Below are 17,658 nucleotides of genomic sequence, written 5' to 3' on the forward strand. Positions count from 1 at the left end.
GGCGTACCAGCGCACTGATCCTTATCATCGGCAACACCATCACCATCAGCGTCAGGCTTTTCACCCACAGTCACCACAGCGTTGGCGTTATCCGTGCCACCGTTATCCGGGTACGTCACCACGACGGGAACGGTGATCTTGTCACCCTTCTTCGCACCCTCAGCAACCGGAACCGTCACAGCACCAGTCTTCGGATCCACCGTCACACCAGCAGGAGCATCCTTACCGGCAGCAAACGTAGTCCCCTCAGGAGCCTTACCCTTCTCCACCTCATCAGTGGCCGGGTTATCGAACGTCGGGGCAGGAACAGTCGCATTCGTGCCAGGAATACCCTCAACACCGGCATACTTCGGATCATTCAGATCCGTCAAAGCACACCCATTCGCGTCCACCTTCAAACCGGCAGGCGTACCAGCGCACTGATCCTTATCATCGGCAACACCATCACCATCAGCGTCAGCCTTTGGCACCACGAAGCGGGCAGTACCACCCACATGCGTGTCGTCTTCGAAGGTGACAGTGACCGGCACATTCAGCTCGGTCTCCGGCTTGGCGTCAGCGGGGAACGTGGCGGTAACTTTACCGGTCTTTGGATCAACCGAAACGGTGTAGCCATCAGGCTGATTGAAGCTGTCGCTCAACGCGTAGCTCTTGACCTTGGCCTCCGTCAGATCCTCAGCGGCAATCTTTTCGACCTCTTTGGTCGTGTAGTTGTCGAACAGCGGCGCATCCGAGGTCACCGGCTTGCCAGGAGCAGCCTGAGTATCTTCATAAACAGGCTTGTAACCAACCAGCGCCAAGAACGAATCAACACTCAGGTAGTTATCCGACAACTGACCTTTATCATCTTCAGCGTAAAGGTAGGCAGTGTAAATAGTCGACTTATCCAGTTCCTTAGGCACCGTGAAGTCACACGACTGCAAAGTACCATTACTTTCAGGATGAAGACCCTTGCATTCGGCAATTACTTTGTCAGACCCTGCCGCTTTCCACTGAATACGGTAGTTCAGATTATCCGAGAACTTCGTCGGAATATTCACCGCAGTCGTATGCGCAGTATCTCCAGGATGAGCCGGCTTATCCGTGGTATTAAACGGCGTCACTTCAAAATCGATGTCACCAGCAGCGATAGCGAAATCAATATTCCGCATATCATAATTGGTGGTAGCCATATTAATGGTCGTCCAGCCAGCCCCGTGGGAATTCCAGTTACCACCAGAATACGACGAGTAGTAGTTCTGGTAGAACGGGCTAGTCTTGATGACACCCGGAATATCCTCAGTGGACACAAACAACCAATCACGATTGATATGCTTGTGATCCTTGTTGATATTCGGCAGAGTCCACGATCCGGCATCCGGATTATCGGCAATGGTATGCCACATATCTTCCGGAACGTTTCCACGCTCCGTTGCCGACTTCCCGTAAGTGCCATTGAACCGCAGCCGGTACTCACCATCCTGGCCGGTAAAACCACTGACAGTCTCAGCGATCCACTTCTCCTTGCCCTCCTGAGCCATCTTGGCGTGGATCCAGTTCTGCAGCTCAGCCTCTTTCTGAGCCGTCCAGTCAGAACCGCGAACATCCGGGTACTTCTTGTTGATCTGCTGCACCGCATAATCAGAAAGGTACGAAGCATAGACCTTCACATTCGGGGCAACAAAATCGCCGTTCTGGCTACGCGACGCGTACAACGCCCACGTCTCAGAACCATTCGCAATACCATAGTTCCACTGGACATGGCCCTGAACCTGGCCGCCCGTCTTTTCCGCCGGATTATCCTTAGCCAGGATCGAGCCATCAGGGTTAGTCAAGTGCATCACCGAATTATCGATGCGCTCACCAAACTTGAAGTCCGCCCCCTCAATAACATTCGAATCAATTTTCTGAACGAGGTTTCCAGACAAGTCATAGACGGCAGTCTTCGGGAACACCACAGAGTTACCCGGGGCAGACAGCATCTGATACGTGCCATCATCAGGATTAACAGCCCAGATACGCCACTTCTCAAACTCCGGCTTATTCGGATCAGCGTCAAACTGGACAGGATCACCCAAAGCCGTAAAGAAATTCTTCATATGGATAGCAAACGTGCCATCCGAGTTCGTCACACTGCTGTAGATAGGTGACGCAATTCCCTCAGACTTATCCTGGCTCTGGAACCACTGAGCGTACACACGTACGCCCTTCATCGGGATCGGCAGCGGCTCCTTCCTAGACTCACTGTTGACGTCATACTGTCCGCCACGCTGGAACACCACAGACCCACGAATAGTCTCAGTCGACTCCTGACTACCCGGAGACTCAATAGCACCATCAATCAACTCAGGAGTCGAATCGGAAAAATCCAACACCTGATCGTCAGTCGGATGCTGATACGCATCATACGACTTACCGTCTACCGCAACCTTAGCGATACCAGGCTCAGCAGCAAACGCAGAAGCAGACGGATACACCAAACCCGTCACAGTCAGCGTTCCACCGAGCGCCAACGCGCACAACCCTGCAACGGACCTACGCGCACGCTTACCCGTTGCGGACGTCGTCAAAAAACTCACGACACTCCTTTTATCGTTTCATTGACTTACTTGTTTGATTGGTTTGACTTAAGGTGCGTCACCCGACGGGATCGTGGCAGCCTGCACTTCGAACACCACCAGCATCCGTAACACTCCGGAGCGACGCCTCCATCACATAGCACGAACTTGTGGCTCGTCAGTACCCCCCCCCCCGCGTCATGGCCTCAACCTGAACCTGTAGCATACAGGCGTGACCTCTGTGTGTCTGGACGACTTAAGAGTGACACTCTTTATTCCGGACCCCAAATTCATCCCACCATCTGGACAGTGTTAGCATTGCGCTGTGTCAAGATTTTCTTGGCTGTTGCGTTTTGCCCGTAATAAATCAGACTATTGCGCGGTGTTGAATACCTTCTTCGGTTCTTGTCCTCACGTGACACGCAGTCGTGATGTACCCGCTGGACGTCTATGAGGACCTTCAATCAGCACGTGGACGCGGTAGCGGAATCCCTGGAAGTGCTGCAGTCCTCATGCGGACAGCAGTCGTCATAGATTGCTCAAGAAACCTCGGAATAGGACACCTGACTAGGTGATTTACGGTGGGCCTAACTGGACTTGAACCAGTGACCTCCGCCTTATCAGGGCGGCGCTCTAACCAACTGAGCTATAGGCCCGAACCTCGATCGGTTTCCCGACCGCGAGTAAGAACTCTACTGGATGACTCTCGGTGGGAGCAAATCAAGGCCCGGTGGAAGCGTCAGAACGCCACCCCACATTGCACGATGACGTTGGAGTACGGGGTCGTCTCACCCGTACAACAACCGAATGCCCCCGATCTCTTCAACGCTGGGGTATGAGGCTTGTGCCCCCGGCCTCGTGACCGTCAGAGCGGCTACCGCAGTAGCAAAATGACAGCCGTCGAGAAGGCTGCGCCCGCGAGCCAGCTCGGCAGCCAAGGCCCCTACGAAAGCGTCACCCGCACCAACGGTATCGACAGCCGCGGCTTTCACGGCGGGCACACGGTTACACCCCTCAGGTCCTCCAACGACACAGCCAGCCGATCCCAGGGTGATGACGACGCTGCAACACCCCCGATCCAACAACTCGCGCAGGGTAGCGTCAGGGTCCTCCTCCAGACCAGGCATCGTCGACCCCAGCGCAGCAGCGACGAGGGCCGCTTCATGCTCGTTGACTACCAACGGATCAGCCATCCGAATGACGGCTGAATCAACGTCAATGACCGGAGCCAGATTGAACACGAACCGGTTAGCCCGGCGCGCCGCCTCTGCGATGCCGTCTCGCGGGGTCTCACCCTGACATACCACGACGTCAGCGCCCTCAACCCGTTCAGCTTGGGCACGTACACTCTCGGCGTCGAGGGTCCCGTTCGCGGCCGCAATGACAATGATCGAGTTCTCCCCAGAATCAGCCACCATGACGACAGCTGTTCCGGTCAAGGTGTCTCGACGCGCCACACCGCCAAGGCCGACGCACTCCGAGAGTAGGGAGAGAGCCGTCTGGGCCGAAGGATCATTGCCGACAGCACCGATCATCTCCACCTGGGCCCCGCAGCGGGCTGCCGCAAGAGCCTGGTTGGCCCCCTTACCACCAGGGGTCAGGGTGGCCTCTCCCCCGGCCAAGGTCTCCCCCGGCCCAGGAAACCTCTCCACACCAACCCTCATGTCCGCGTTGATCGACCCGACGACGGCAACCTTTCCGGAGGTTGTCACACACCGATCACTCATTCGTAGCCCTTCGCGTTGTCCTTGGTGACTGGTCTCCCTTGACCATCCGTCACCGACCATAGGACGACTGTGGCGATCCCGCACACAATGCAGGGAGGTGCCATGTGAGGTGGCAGCTCAACTCATGTAGAACCCATATGCCACAGCAACACGACAGCACACGGCATTCGAATGCTCTCATGGTCGAAACCCCCACCAGCAGGCTCTCACGCTGGCCTGCCCGGAGGTTGGGCGCAGCCCCTGGACTGACCTCAGTCCTCAGCGAGGGTTACCTCCAAGCCCCCCATGATCTGCGCCGCCAAGTTGTACAAGAAGCTGAACAACGTCGAAATCGCCGTGAACAGCACCGCGTTGATCGCCCCGATAAGGGCCGTCAGACCCAGCACCCGCCCTGTATTAACGTAGTCAGACAACTGGAACTTGGAGTTCGAAGTCGGGGAACTAATGAGGTCATTGACCACCTTGTTCATCGAGTCGAAGGCACCCGAAGCACCGATAATGCCCCAGATAATCCAGGTCGCAACGAACAAGATCACCGCGCCGGCAACACCAAAGAGCAGAGACGTCTTCATCACTGACCACGGATCAATACGCGTCAAGCGCAGCCGAGCCTTCCGAGTACGCCTGACAGCACGAGCCGGCTGATGGGCCGGCCGAGACCCCGGCTGATGGGGTGCCCTCTCCCACTTGGTTGCACTCGAATCGGGGCGCTTAACAGCCGCCACTGTTGTTCGTGTGCGGTCAGGCTCTTGACGTGGATCGCGCCGCTGCTGACCTTTCTGCTGAAAAGTACGACGGGCGTCACCGGCAGTCCAGTGCGTCGCCTCTGGGTCATCCGGACCCGGATGCGTCACCTTCTTTTCGTCACTCACCGTTGTCCTCCGGCTTCATGTCGCTTTCCGCCGTATCGACGGCACGGTCATGGCCCAGGGTATCGCTTTGTGGACGCGCACCCCCGGATTGGGTGTGAGTGGCACCGCTTTCATCGGTCTCGACGGCCTTTTCCCCCACTTGTTCCTCGACGGCGTGCTCAGGGTTTACAGCGATAATCGACACTGCGTCGTCACCACGAACGGAGACGAACTTCACCCCCATCGTCGAACGCCCCTTGGCGGGAACCTCCGAAACAGCCGACCGGGTGATTTGGCCCGAGGTCTTTATGGCGATGATCTCGTCAGCCTCACAGACCACCAGACCACCGACGAGGGAACCACGCTCCTCATTCAAGGCCATCGCTTTAATTCCCAAGCCGCCGCGTCCCTGCTGGCGATACTCCGAGACAGCAGAACGCTTGGCGTAGCCGCCGTCGGTTGCGGTAAAGACGAAACGATCGTCCTCAGGCATATCGGCATGGATGATCGACATCGACAGCAGCTCGTCGTCACCACGGAACTTCATGCCGGTCACCCCGGATGTCGCCCGGCCCATCGGACGCAGCTGGTCGTCACCGGCGGAGAACCGTATCGCCTGGCCCTTGCGGCTGATAAGGAGAACGTCGTCGTCACCGGAGCACTGCTCGGCGCCAATGAGCTCGTCGTCCTCGGTGCGGAAGTTGATAGCGATGACTCCGGCCTGACGAGAGGAGTCATAGGCCTTCAGCGCAGTCTTCTTGACCAGACCCTTACGGGTGGCCAACAGCAGGTACTCGGCGTCGTCGTAAGAACGTAAAGTCATGACCTGGGCGATCTTCTCGTCAGGCAGGAAACTCAGCAGACCGGCGACGTGACCACCCTTGGCATCGCGACCGGCCTCCGGCAGCTGCCACACCTTAGTGCGATACACGCGACCCATATTCGTGAAGAACAGAATCCACTGGTGATTGGTGGTCGTGAACAGCTGGGCCACCTCGTCGTCAGCACGCAGGCTAGCGCCACGAACCCCCTTGCCACCGCGCTTCTGAACGCGGTACAGATCAGTGCGGGTGCGCTTGGCGTAACCGCCACGGGTGATAGTAACGACGACGTCATCGTCAGGAATGAAATCCTCTTCGGAGAAGTCCCCGTCAGCCGCGATGATACGGGTGCGACGCTCGTCGCCATACTTCTCGACGATCTCGGACAGCTCGGTCGAAATAATCTCGCGCTGACGATCATCGCTGGCCAAGATGGCCTTGTAATCGGCAATGAGACGCTCGAGTTCTTCCAACCGGTCGACGATCTTTTGACGCTCCAGGGCCGCCAGGCGACGCAGCTGCATATCAAGGATGGCGCGAGCCTGAATCTCGTCAATGCCGAGCAACTCCTGCAGCCCAGTGCTGGCAGCCTCGGTGGTCGGGGAGCGGCGGATGAGAGCGATGACCTCATCGAGCATATCGAGGGCCTTGACGAGGGCGCGCTGAATGTGAGCGTCCTTCTCGGCCTGAGCCAGACGATATGCGGTACGCCTACGAATGACCTCCATCTGATGGTCAATCCAGTAGCTGATGAACTGGTCCAGACGCAAGGTGCGCGGCACATTGTCCACCAGGGCCAGCATGTTGCAGCCAAAGGTGTCCTGCAACGCGGTGTGCTTGTACAAGTTGTTCATGACAACTCGCGGCTGGGCGTCCCTCTTGAGGACGATCACCAACCGCTGACCGGTACGCGCCGAGGAATCGTCACGGATGTCAGCGATACCGTTGATACGACCGGAGTTCACCAGATCGGCGATCTTGGTGGCGAGATTGTCGGGATTGCACATATAGGGCAACTCAGTGACGACCAAGCACTGACGCCCCTTCTTGTCCTCCTCCATGTCGATGACGGCTCGCATTGTCACCGAACCCCGACCGGTACGGTAGGCGTCCTCAATCCCCTGTCGGCCCACGATAAGGGCACCACCGGGGAAGTCCGGACCCTTGATCCGCTCCATAGCCGCCTCAAGCAGCTCCTCCTGAGAGGCGTCGGGGTGAGCCAAGGACCACTGCACAGCCTCGTTGACCTCACGCAGATTGTGGGTCGGAATATTGGTGGCCATGCCGACCGCGATACCCGAAGAGCCATTAATAAGAAGATTCGGGAATCTGGAGGGTAAGACGACCGGCTCGGTCTCTTTATTGTCATAGTTAGGTTGGAAATCGACCGTGTCTTGGTCGATATCGCGGACCATCTCCATGGCCAGCGGAGCCATCTTGCACTCGGTGTAACGCATGGCAGCTGCGCCGTCATTGCCCTGAGACCCGAAATTACCCTGACCCTGCACCAACTTGTGACGCATGGCCCACGGCTGAGCTAACCGGACCAGGGTGTCGTAAATTGCCGAGTCACCGTGGGGGTGGTACTTACCCATGACGTCACCGACGACGCGGGAACACTTGTTCCAACCGCGATCGGGACGGTACCCGCCGTCGTACATCGCGTAGATGACGCGACGGTGTACCGGCTTGAGACCGTCTCGCACGTCAGGCAGAGCTCGCCCGACGATGACGCTCATCGCGTAGTCGAGGTAGGCGTTCTGAATCTCGTCACGAATCTCGACCGGCTGGATTCCGACGTGACGGCCGGTCACCAGTCCTTGACGGTCTGCCTGATTCTGCTCGTCGGGCTTCTCGTCGTCAGCCATGGAGTGTCCTTTGAATAATCAGTGGATGGAGGGTTTGAGGAATGCTCAGATGTCGAGGAAACGGACGTCCTTGGCATTGCGCTGGATGAACGACCGGCGCTGCTCGACGTCCTCACCCATGAGGATGGAGAACATCTGGTCGGCGCGGGCAGCGTCGTCGAGGGTCACCTGGAGCAGCAGCCGCTTGTCGGGGTCCATGGTGGTGTCCCACAAATCCTCGGCGTCCATCTCACCCAGACCCTTGTAACGCTGAATCGGGTTGACCTGGGGCAGTTTCTTGCCGTGGGCCAGACCGTCGTCGCGCAGCAGGTCGCGCTCCTCGTCAGAGTAGGCCAGCTCGTGGGGAGAATTCGTCCAGCGCAACCGGAACAGCGGCGGCTGAGCCAGATAGACGTGACCGGCGTCGATGACCGGGCGCATAAACCGGAACAGCAGGGTCAACAGCAGGGTGCGGATATGCGCGCCGTCAACGTCAGCGTCAGCCATGAGGATGATCTTGTGGTAACGCAGCTTGTCGAGGTCGAAATCCTCGTGAACGCCGGTTCCCAGCGCGTTAATGATCGACTCAATCGTCTCCGAACTCAGCGCACGGTCGAGGCGGGCCTTTTCGACGTTGAGGATCTTGCCCCGCAGCGGCAAGATCGCCTGAATCCTCGGGTCACGGCCCTGGGAGGCCGAACCACCGGCGGAGTCACCCTCGACGATGAAGATCTCACACTCCTCGGGGTTAGTTGAGGAGCAATCCTTGAGTTTGCCGGGCAGAGACGTCGAACCCAGCAGCCCCTTGCGGTTGCGGGCCAGGTCACGTGCCTTGCGGGCAGCCACTCGGGCCTGAGCTGCGGCCTGGGACTTACGGACGATGTTCTTACCCTCGCTGGGGTTCTGCTCGAACCAGTCAGAAAGCTTCTCGTTGAGAGCCTTCTGGACAAACGACTTGGCCTCGGCGTTACCGAGCTTGGTCTTGGTCTGGCCCTCGAACTGCGGTTCAGTGAGCTTGATGGAGACGACCGCCGTCAGTCCCTCGCGAATATCGTCACCAGAGACGCGATCTTCGCGCTTCTTGATGAGTCCCCAGGTCTCGCCCCACCGGTTGACGGTGCTCGTAAGGGCGGCACGGAAACCCTCTTCGTGGGCGCCACCCTCGATGGTGTTGATGGCATTAGCGAAGGTATGGACACTCGTGACGTACGAGGTGTTCCACTGCATCGCGATCTCCAGGCCCATACCCTCATCGGGACGGTGGGCCTCCAGAGAAATGATGGTCGGGTTGATGACGTCACGGGACCCGGTGAGGAATCGGACGTAGTCCCTGAGACCCTCCTTGTAAAGGAAGTCCTCGTGAATAGGGTTGCCGTCCTCGCCGACATGACCTTCACGGCGGTCGGTGAGGGTAATCCGCAAGCCCTTGTTGAGGAACGCCATTTCGCGGAAGCGCGTCGACAAGGTTTCGTAGTCAAAGACGATAGAGTCGAAGATCTCGTCACAGGGCTGGAAACGCACCGTGGTGCCCTCCTGATCCTCGGGGCCTAGGGCCTCAAGCCGCTCCAATGGGCCGTCCGGCTCGCCCAAGCTGAAAGACTGACGCCAGTGGTAGCCGTCGCGTCGCACCTCGACGACGAAATGGGAAGCCAAAGCGTTGACGACCGAGGAACCGACGCCGTGCAAGCCGCCGGACACCTTGTAGCCGCCGTTGCCGAACTTGCCACCAGCGTGCAGTTTGGTCAGAACCAAGGTGACGGTAGGAATGTGCTCGACGGGGTGCTCCTTGACCGGGATACCGCGTCCGTTATCGGTAACCCGACACCAGTTGTCGTCAAGCAATTCGACCTGAATAGTGTCGCAGTAACCGGCCATCGCCTCGTCGACGGAGTTGTCAACGATTTCGTAGACGCAGTGGTGCAGACCGCGCTCACCGGTGGAGCCGATGTACATGCCGGGACGCTTCCGGACGGCTTCCAAGCCTTCCAAGACGGTGATCTGACCGGCGTCGTAGGACCCGTCGACGGTGGTCGGGGGAAGATCCGAATCGAGAACGTCAGGCTGATCGGTGGCGTCGATAAGTAGGTCCTCGGTGGTGTCCCCATCGGGCACGGACTCGGGCATCTCGGGCTGGCTCACGGGCAATGCGCTCCTGTGTTTCTATAGAGGTCACGGTGACCTCCGGGGCTAGCGTCACCGTCGGATATCGTGACCCGGCGGTGAGCTCAACGCTCCGATATTACCCCAATCCTGCGGGGTACCCGATATCCGAACCCGCGAGACGGACTGTGAGAGGGCCTGTAAGCGATTCGACCCCCACCCCCGACCACCGGGTCCGGAAGCGGGGGTCACGGCGTCAGTGGCGTTACGCCGTCTCGTGCGTCTTGGTCACCTTAGGGCTGTTTTACGTGCCGATCGCCTTAGGGCTGGTCGGTATCGACCCCGGCACTTGCCAGGAATCCACGCCCCTGACCAGTCGCCGTCACCTCGTCGCCAGCAGGAAGCCATACCGACTGACCCCGATGAAGCGCACAGTCTTTGCCGCTGCAATGAACTGTCAGCTGCCCCTGGGTGACCAGCAAAATCCGACCCAGATCGGTGGCGGGGAGGGCAAATTCGCCGTGGTGTCCGTCGAGAACCCACATCCGGAATTCCGGGAACTCAGTGCGGTACAGACCGACTCCCGGCGACACCTGAACCGGATACTCACCAACGCACGGCTCGGGAGCCATGATGGCGTGGTCAAGGAGGGCCTGGACGTCGATGTATTTGCTCGTCAGACCGCCACGCAGGACGTTGTCGGAATTCGCCATGATCTCCACGCCGGTGCCACTGAGGTAGGCGTGCATGGTGCCGGCTTGCAAGTGAATCTGCTGGCCAGGTGCCAGTCGCACCCGATTCATGAGCAGGGCCACGAGGATGGATGGGTCACCGGGGTGGTCCTCGGATAGCTCGACGGCAGTGCGGGCCAGGTTTTGAACAGCCGGGTCGGTGCCTTTGCTGGTGGCCTTGTCGAGGTCAGTGGCCTTGTCGAGGTATCTGCGACAGGTTGCTACCACGTCCTTGACGACGGCAGCCACCTTGTGCTCACCGGAGAGCACCGTCTTGACGACCTTGGCGAGTCCGTCAGTTTCGCGCAACGGAGCCAGGATGTCATCCAGTCCGTTGATCTTCCCGAGTCCCGACAACAGAACCAAGGAGGAGGACGGGTCACGGAATCCACATAGGGCGTCGAAATTGGTAAGGGCGACGATCATCTCCGGTTTGGGCCAGTCATCACGGAAAATGCGGTTGGGAGCATTCAGCGCTAGTCCGGCTGTGTTCTCAGCGGCGAAACCTTTCTCGGCCTGCTCCCGCGACGGGTGGACCTGAATACTCAGGGCACGGGCGGCTGACAGAATTTTCAGCAAGAAGGGCAGACGGTCACCAAAGGCCTGACGGCTGGCTTGGCCAAGTTCCTCGGGGTGGTAGGTCAGCCACTCATCCAACGGGGTGCCGTCAGAAAGGACTGCGGGAGCCTTGGGGTGGGCACCTAGCCAGTATTCGGCCCACGGGGTGCCGTCAGAATCCGCCCCAACGATGGCGGGAATGGCGTCACTGGAACCCCAGTCGTAGTGCTGCACATATCCGGTCAGTGGGTCCATGACCCAATTCCATCACGCCGATCGGGTGCGAGTCGCCTGAATGAGGATAGTTCCGACGATCATGCCGATCACGCCCACGATGACGGCGAGGAATCCAAAAACGTTGATGGACGTCGGCTCATCAAAGATGATGAACGAGGCCACTCCGACAATGAGGACTACACAGCCGATTCCGTGAACCCACCGTGACCATACAGATCCCGGCCCTTTAACGGCAGCTATCAAACCAAGTATGCAGGCGATAACAAGGAGGATCCCAAAGACACAGGAATAAAGCGAAGAACCACCGTATTGCCAATTGGGCCATGCGACGATCATGACGATGAGGGCTGCGATTTCTATGACAATGATTCCGCTGGACCATATAGACAAGTTATTTCTCATCAGCCGCACCTCTTATTAGAGCCAAATATAGACTTAATAGTTTGAACCGAGACGACGGTGCCGTAATAAACATCAGCTGTCGCCAAACATGAAGCCCTAAGAGGATTCAAACGTCCGTAAGTAGCTCGACAATTATTAGCCAAGCTTCGTTTTAATTGTTTATCACAACTAGCCGATGCGCATTTTTTCTTTTCGTAACACATGTCATGAAGTGCACACGGCCCTTTAAAGTCCGCACTCTTACCCGGAGCATAGAACTTATCGGGAGAATTTGTGCAGTAATCATGCAATGCTCCACGCGACGGATCGTATGCGTATCCCCTTGGAACACCAATAAGGGATTCTCGTGTCATTGTGTAATCTGTCAGGTGTTCCTTCCCGGTGGCATCCAGAACGTCTACTTCGACGCGCCCAACCACATCTTCAAGAAAAGATGCCGACAAGACTCCATCTACAACCTGAATTGTAACCGCCTGAGCCATGGAACCTTCAACAGTACTGGCAAAGACTCCATCCACCACGACAACGAGATCACCCTTATCATCAACCACCAGGAGTCTGTCTTTGCCTTGATTAGCAATAACCTTGTACCCCTCCGGGATATCTACAGGTATTTCTACATTCACTGCTTTGTCAGTTGAGAATATCTTCGGAATCTTTATCTGTGCTGGAGTCACACGCCTTACTACAACCCCATTATCGTAGTGAACGCCCATCTTCCTGGCAAAAACATCAGGAGATTCCCCCTCGCTTTTTACCTCCGGTTTCACCTTACATGATGCGCTATCATGTGAAACCGAGGAAAGTCCATTAATAACCGAGTCATGGCCCTCAGCCAGGGCCATAGGGGTAAAAGAAATAAATAAAGATGACGTAACAGCCAAGAGACTCCAAGAAAACACTGCTTTACGCATGGCTACTCCACTTTGATCGATCTAAAATCGCTCAAGTTGATGAACCAACTAACAGTCGATCATCACGTCTCCCCATCGAGACGGATACCAGTATACCGGCTCATCGCAATTGAGAGTGTAGTCGGGGTGTGAATCAGGCTCATCACAAACGAGGGTGTAGATGGGGCCTGAATCCTCCAGCCTCCAGCAGCGTCAACAACCTCATGAACCGCAACATCTAGATGAGGACACCGTGTCGAGTATCGGCCTCCCGAGCTGCGAACCGACATCTTCGAGCAGCTCGATCGCAGCGACCACCCGTACGCGGGAATCCTTATCCAGTGAAACGATTCACCCAGCGACCAGCCCGATGTCAACGCTCCACATGGCACCATGCATAGACCTTGCAGGGACTATTCGCGAGGTACGGTCCCTACTTCTTACGCGGGGACTTTCATGCGCAGGCAGGGGGTCTGACATGGGATGGCGTACGGTCCCTACTTACGCGGGGACTTTATGTGAGTGTTGTCTACTTGTTGTAGTACCACCGCGAGTCATGGTAGCGTTCTCCGCACCCCCGGCTGAACAACACAACCTAGGAGGAAAGATGAGACTACGCAGCGTTGCTAGTGCCGTCGTTCTGATGAGTTCATTTGTCGGAGCTCAGGTTATTTCAACCCCGTACTCTTTTGCGATTCCAAGTAAGTGTAATTACACAACGAGCAATAGAGATATTATTGGAACCTGCAAATCTGGAAGTGGGCAATTCAGAATTCTCTTAAATTGCAAACGCGCACCAGATCGTAAATCCGTATGGGCAAAGCCCGGTCAGATGGTTTCCGCTAGATGCTTAATTGGCCGCGCCTACAGAGTTTCGTTCGAGATTCGTGACTGAGCTGTATTCCTGGAGAGCCTGAATTCATATGTCGCTACTTGAGATCAAAGACCTGACCATCAGGTACGGTAAGAAACTTGCCGTCGACCATGTGTCGTGGTCAATAGGGCCTGGGTTCCATGCTCTGCTCGGACCTAACGGCGCAGGGAAAACATCTCTTATGAGTTCGATAGCGACGCTCTTGAGACCAACCTCAGGTTCAATCACGATTGATGGCCGTGAGGGAAAGGATATTCGAAAGAGCCTAGGCTATTGCCCCCAGGACAATCTTCGGAAGTCATCGTTTACAGTAGCCCAGCATTTGGAGTATATGTGCTGGCTGCGATGTCTTCCATCGGACCGTGTCGCTAGTGAGGTGAGCCGTATTTTATCGCTCACTTCACTAGCCGACTGCTCTGGTCAAAAGATCAAAACCTTGTCAGGCGGAACGCGGCGGCGCGTGGCCATTGGTTCAGCTCTCATTGGCCAGCCTTCCCTCGTTATTCTTGACGAGCCATCTGCTGGATTAGATATCGGTCAGCGCGATTCGCTGTCGACAATTCTTAGCTCCGTGGCTGAACAGGCCATTACCATCGTGTCAACACACCTTGTTGAGGACATCATCGACCATGCCAGCACCATCACTGTCATGAACAATGGTCGATTCTGCTTCGATGGTAGATTTGAGGATTTCTCGACATCGCGAAATCTCGACGACGTACGAGATTCTTACTTGGAGATTGTCTCGTGACACGTGGATTCCTACTATTCCTGAAACGTAACCATATCATCCCATGTTTTGCCATTTCTGTTGCAGGGACTTTGGTTGTTAACTTCCTTCTCACGCGTGATCCAAACCAAGTCACCGATGTGGCACCGTTGTGGTGTGCAGCAGTGACGACTATTCCTTTGTTGTTCACCATGATAAACGAGGACGACCTGGATCGCACCGCGCCCAGATCATTAGCGTTACGGCGCACGATTCTGTGGGCCATAACCTCAACAACAGCTCTCTTCCTGTCATGGCTGTGCTTTCCGGACGGCGGTGAATGGGGTTTCCAAACCATGATTCGTGACTGTCTTGCCCTGGCAGGTTTGGGTATAGCCAGCACGACCTTCTTTTCGACGTCCGCGATCTGGGTGCTTCCGCTACTGGCTACGCTCGTGTCATCATTGTTTTCGTGGCCTCTCTACCCGAGTATCGTCCACGGCACCGCAGGCTTTCTCAGAGCACCCTCGGGACTCACATTCTCCCCAGGGGTTCCTAACCTGGCCTGGCCCGTCGCCATCATCGTCGGTGTTGGCGGCGCTGGCTGGGGAATCATGCATACACCACACCGTCCCGCTGGTACGAGACGGAGCAGGGTAACGACTGTCTATAACAAACGTGATTTGGTCAGAGGGTTACGTCGCACGCGGTTGCAACACCTCTGTCTACTGGGATGTGCAATAGCCGAGGCGATTAGCTTGTTCTCCGCCTTGCGGTATTGGGGTGGCAGCGTACGAGCACTGTTAGTCGAGAACGTAGGTTGGCCACCGTTCCTTTACCTACTGTGCGCCGCCGCCACGGGCGCCATCGTTGCACAATCACGTTGGCGCACCGGGGTAGCGGTATGGGAACAGATTTCTCCGCGTCCACAGCCATCACTGTTCTGGCGGGCGGGTATGGCAGGTGCGTCGACATGTCTACTTGGTATCGGAGTCTCCGTTGGGGCCGCCGTTATCACTGCGGTGGTCGGCATGGCCCACGATGGTCTTCCTGTCGGCCTCATTTTTCTTGAGTTCGTGCGTGGTATCCCTGCACTCCTTTACCTCCTAGTAACCCTTCCCCTCGCTTCAGTAGCGGGATCGCTATGTGGATGGTTGTGGCGACGCCCTTGGGTGGTACCAGCGGTCGCAATTATCGCTGTTGCCTTGAGCTACGTCCCCATATTGCGCGGCGGGCACATTGTGGGTATCGAACAGCGTAACGATTACGGATATAAATCTTGCCGGGATGGCATGTACGTCAAAGTGTGCACCAGCACCCCCAACTCCGCTTACCTCCCAGCCGCAGTGACGACACTTGACCCTGTCTACCAGTCGTCACCCCACCGAGAGGTTTTACCCCGAACGGTCATCCTCACAGAAAGAAATCTCGATGGTCTCGACGGTTTCCCGGAAACACCAACCACCGTTCCCGCGGTCGGCGTAGCCGGATCCAGGAGTGTGTTCGCACCATCCTCGTTATCGAGATCGTATGTCATGGATTCACTCAGGTATTCCATACACGACTGGTGCCCTGAAGCGCAGCTGGGAGATATCGACAGCATTCTCGGAATCTACCCGGATCCCGATTCCGAGACGATGAAAGCCAGCCTCCAAGCATTGTCACGATGCCGCGCATGAGGCCGGTGATACTGCCTTTTGAGGAGAATGATCCTAAAAATGTCGACGTCTGATCTTGGTCGATTCACACGTTCACAATCCGCCAGTTAGCACTGCTACTCCACCTACCGTGATGGTCCACCACAATGATCGTCTTATCCTTGGCTAAATTCATAGTCCCGCGAATTATGTCCTGAGACGATTCATCATCAAGGGCGCTGACGGCCTCATCGAGCAATAAGACCGAGGACCCCGACAGGAATGCTCTCGAAAGCAGGATAAATTGCCGTTCTCCTCCAGATGCCGATGAAACATCAGTAACACCCCTCATGCGCTCATACAGTCCACTACCATTGGATAAGGCCTTTAGAATATCCTCATCCCAGTCAAAAGCACCAAACAACGTGACATTTTCGCGAAATGTTCCGTGGAAGATGGGAGTGGCAGATCCGACATACATAACGTCATCTCTGATATGTGTTGACGCGAGTTGCGGTACAGAGATTCCATGGTCGGGGCTTCCCGCATAAAATGCTTTCAATAACGTTGTTTTCCCGGCGCCAGATGCTCCGCGCAAGATGACTCTCTCTCCTAAATCTATAATGATATTAGGTACGTTTTTCTTGAGTGACGAGAATATTTCAGACATCCATTGCTCTGCTTCGCGTGCGGTATTCTTGTCACGGTCCTCGGAGGACAGCTCTCCGACTGATTTGTCATACTTGTCTCGGATCGAGCGAGTCGAGTTGATTGCGTTAAAGTCATAAAGCATATCGCCGAGAGGGGACAGGAATGCCTTGGCATATCCTAGAGAAGCTGCCACTGTCCCGACCGTCAGGTCGCCACGAAGACACAGAATTGCCGCCGCCGCAAATGTCGCGAACATGACGAGCTCCGTAGCGAGACCGGACACCCCGTCGGCTATTGTGGCCATGCGTCCGTACTCGTACCTGTCACGAAGAACTTTCGTCGCAGATTTCCAATGCTCTCCACGAATACTCGACCATGCTCGAGGAGGTATATAAAGCTTACCAGAAATTAATTCTTCAATATGTGAAGTGTATTTCTCTAAGGTGGAGTAATAGACGGAAGCTTTCGACGAGAGTCGTGACCTCGACGCTCGAGGCAAAGCTAGCGATAGCAACGAAAATATAATGACGATGGCCGTAATTAATGGGCTGGCCACGATAGCGAGAACAACCCCATAGACGATAAATGCGATGACATCCTTGATGATGGCTACCATCGGAGTCAAATAGTCCATCTCTAGTTTTGCTACTTCATTCGTAACTTTGGAGATCTCTTTACCCGCACCTTTTTCTGATCTCACATTAACAGAAGCGAGAAAAGATTCGAAGTAGCTCTGTTTCACAGATCGTTCGAACTTAACGAGTACACGCCACCATATTAATTGGGCACCAACTTCGAATCCGACACCGATGAGAAGGAGTACTAAGTACCATATAATGACGGTTGAAATCCGTATGGAGTGCTCCAATAAGACCTGATCTACCAGAATTCCCGTTAACGCTGGAATCAAAGCATATGCGACGCTTCCGACGGAATCACACGCGACGTTAAGAATGATGCCCGGACGAACAGCTTTGACTCGTTTCCTTAACTCATTGTTACGGTGATGTTTCATTATTCCTCATGAGCCAGTTTTACAAATCATCATATAACTTGATAACAGTATCATCTTTCATCGCGTCG

Annotated in this window: 10 protein-coding genes and 1 tRNA gene; 1 reads left to right on the forward strand and 10 read right to left on the reverse strand. The window is 55.9% G+C overall.

Going from position 1 to position 17,658, the window contains the following annotated elements; all coding sequences use genetic code 11:
• The 9 genes from Q4B98_RS05770 to Q4B98_RS05810 form a co-directional block, all read right to left on the reverse strand.
• Positions 1–2,558, reverse strand: a 2,558-nt coding sequence (locus Q4B98_RS05770) for a YPDG domain-containing protein (RefSeq protein ID WP_303196177.1), incomplete at its 3' end; no start/stop codon positions are given.
• A 561-nt stretch (positions 2,559–3,119) separates the two neighbouring features.
• A tRNA-Ile gene (locus tag Q4B98_RS05775) sits at positions 3,120–3,193 on the reverse strand.
• Positions 3,194–3,325: 132 nt separating this feature from the next.
• A complete protein-coding gene (locus Q4B98_RS05780) occupies positions 3,326–4,264 on the reverse strand; it encodes a ribokinase (RefSeq protein WP_303196178.1) in 939 nt (312 codons plus the stop codon).
• A 251-nt stretch (positions 4,265–4,515) separates the two neighbouring features.
• Positions 4,516–5,136: a DUF3566 domain-containing protein gene (locus Q4B98_RS05785; protein WP_303196179.1), complete on the reverse strand. Its 621-nt coding sequence runs from the start codon at positions 5,134–5,136 to the stop codon at positions 4,516–4,518.
• Positions 5,129–7,804: a DNA gyrase subunit A gene (gyrA, locus tag Q4B98_RS05790; RefSeq protein WP_303196180.1), complete on the reverse strand. Its 2,676-nt coding sequence runs from the start codon at positions 7,802–7,804 to the stop codon at positions 5,129–5,131. Before gyrA ends, Q4B98_RS05785 begins: the two co-directional genes overlap by 8 nt.
• Positions 7,805–7,849: 45 nt before the next feature.
• A complete protein-coding gene (gene gyrB / locus Q4B98_RS05795; protein ID WP_303196377.1) occupies positions 7,850–9,907 on the reverse strand; it encodes a DNA topoisomerase (ATP-hydrolyzing) subunit B in 2,058 nt (685 codons plus the stop codon).
• Positions 9,908–10,203: 296 nt separating this feature from the next.
• Complete coding sequence (gene manA, locus Q4B98_RS05800) at positions 10,204–11,427, reverse strand: mannose-6-phosphate isomerase, class I (RefSeq protein WP_303196181.1); 1,224 nt, start codon at positions 11,425–11,427, stop codon at positions 10,204–10,206.
• Positions 11,428–11,439: 12 nt separating this feature from the next.
• Positions 11,440–11,811: a hypothetical protein gene (locus tag Q4B98_RS05805; RefSeq protein WP_303196182.1), complete on the reverse strand. Its 372-nt coding sequence runs from the start codon at positions 11,809–11,811 to the stop codon at positions 11,440–11,442.
• On the reverse strand, positions 11,811–12,725 hold the full coding sequence (locus Q4B98_RS05810; protein WP_303196183.1) for a hypothetical protein: 915 nt from the start codon (positions 12,723–12,725) through the stop codon (positions 11,811–11,813). The genes Q4B98_RS05805 and Q4B98_RS05810 overlap by 1 nt, the downstream gene beginning before the upstream one ends.
• A gap of 902 nt (positions 12,726–13,627) precedes the next feature.
• Between Q4B98_RS05810 and Q4B98_RS05815 the strand changes: the two genes are divergently transcribed.
• Positions 13,628–14,329, forward strand: coding sequence for an ATP-binding cassette domain-containing protein (locus Q4B98_RS05815; protein WP_303196184.1), 702 nt, complete (start codon positions 13,628–13,630; stop codon positions 14,327–14,329).
• A gap of 1,701 nt (positions 14,330–16,030) precedes the next feature.
• Here Q4B98_RS05815 and Q4B98_RS05820 read toward each other — a convergent pair.
• Entirely contained in the window at positions 16,031–17,590 is a 1,560-nt protein-coding gene (locus Q4B98_RS05820) for an ABC transporter ATP-binding protein (protein ID WP_303196185.1), read from the reverse strand.
• Positions 17,591–17,658 lie beyond the last annotated feature (68 nt).

The sequence above is a fragment of the Cutibacterium sp. genome (assembly GCF_030525615.1).
Lineage (GTDB): Bacteria > Actinomycetota > Actinomycetes > Propionibacteriales > Propionibacteriaceae > Cutibacterium.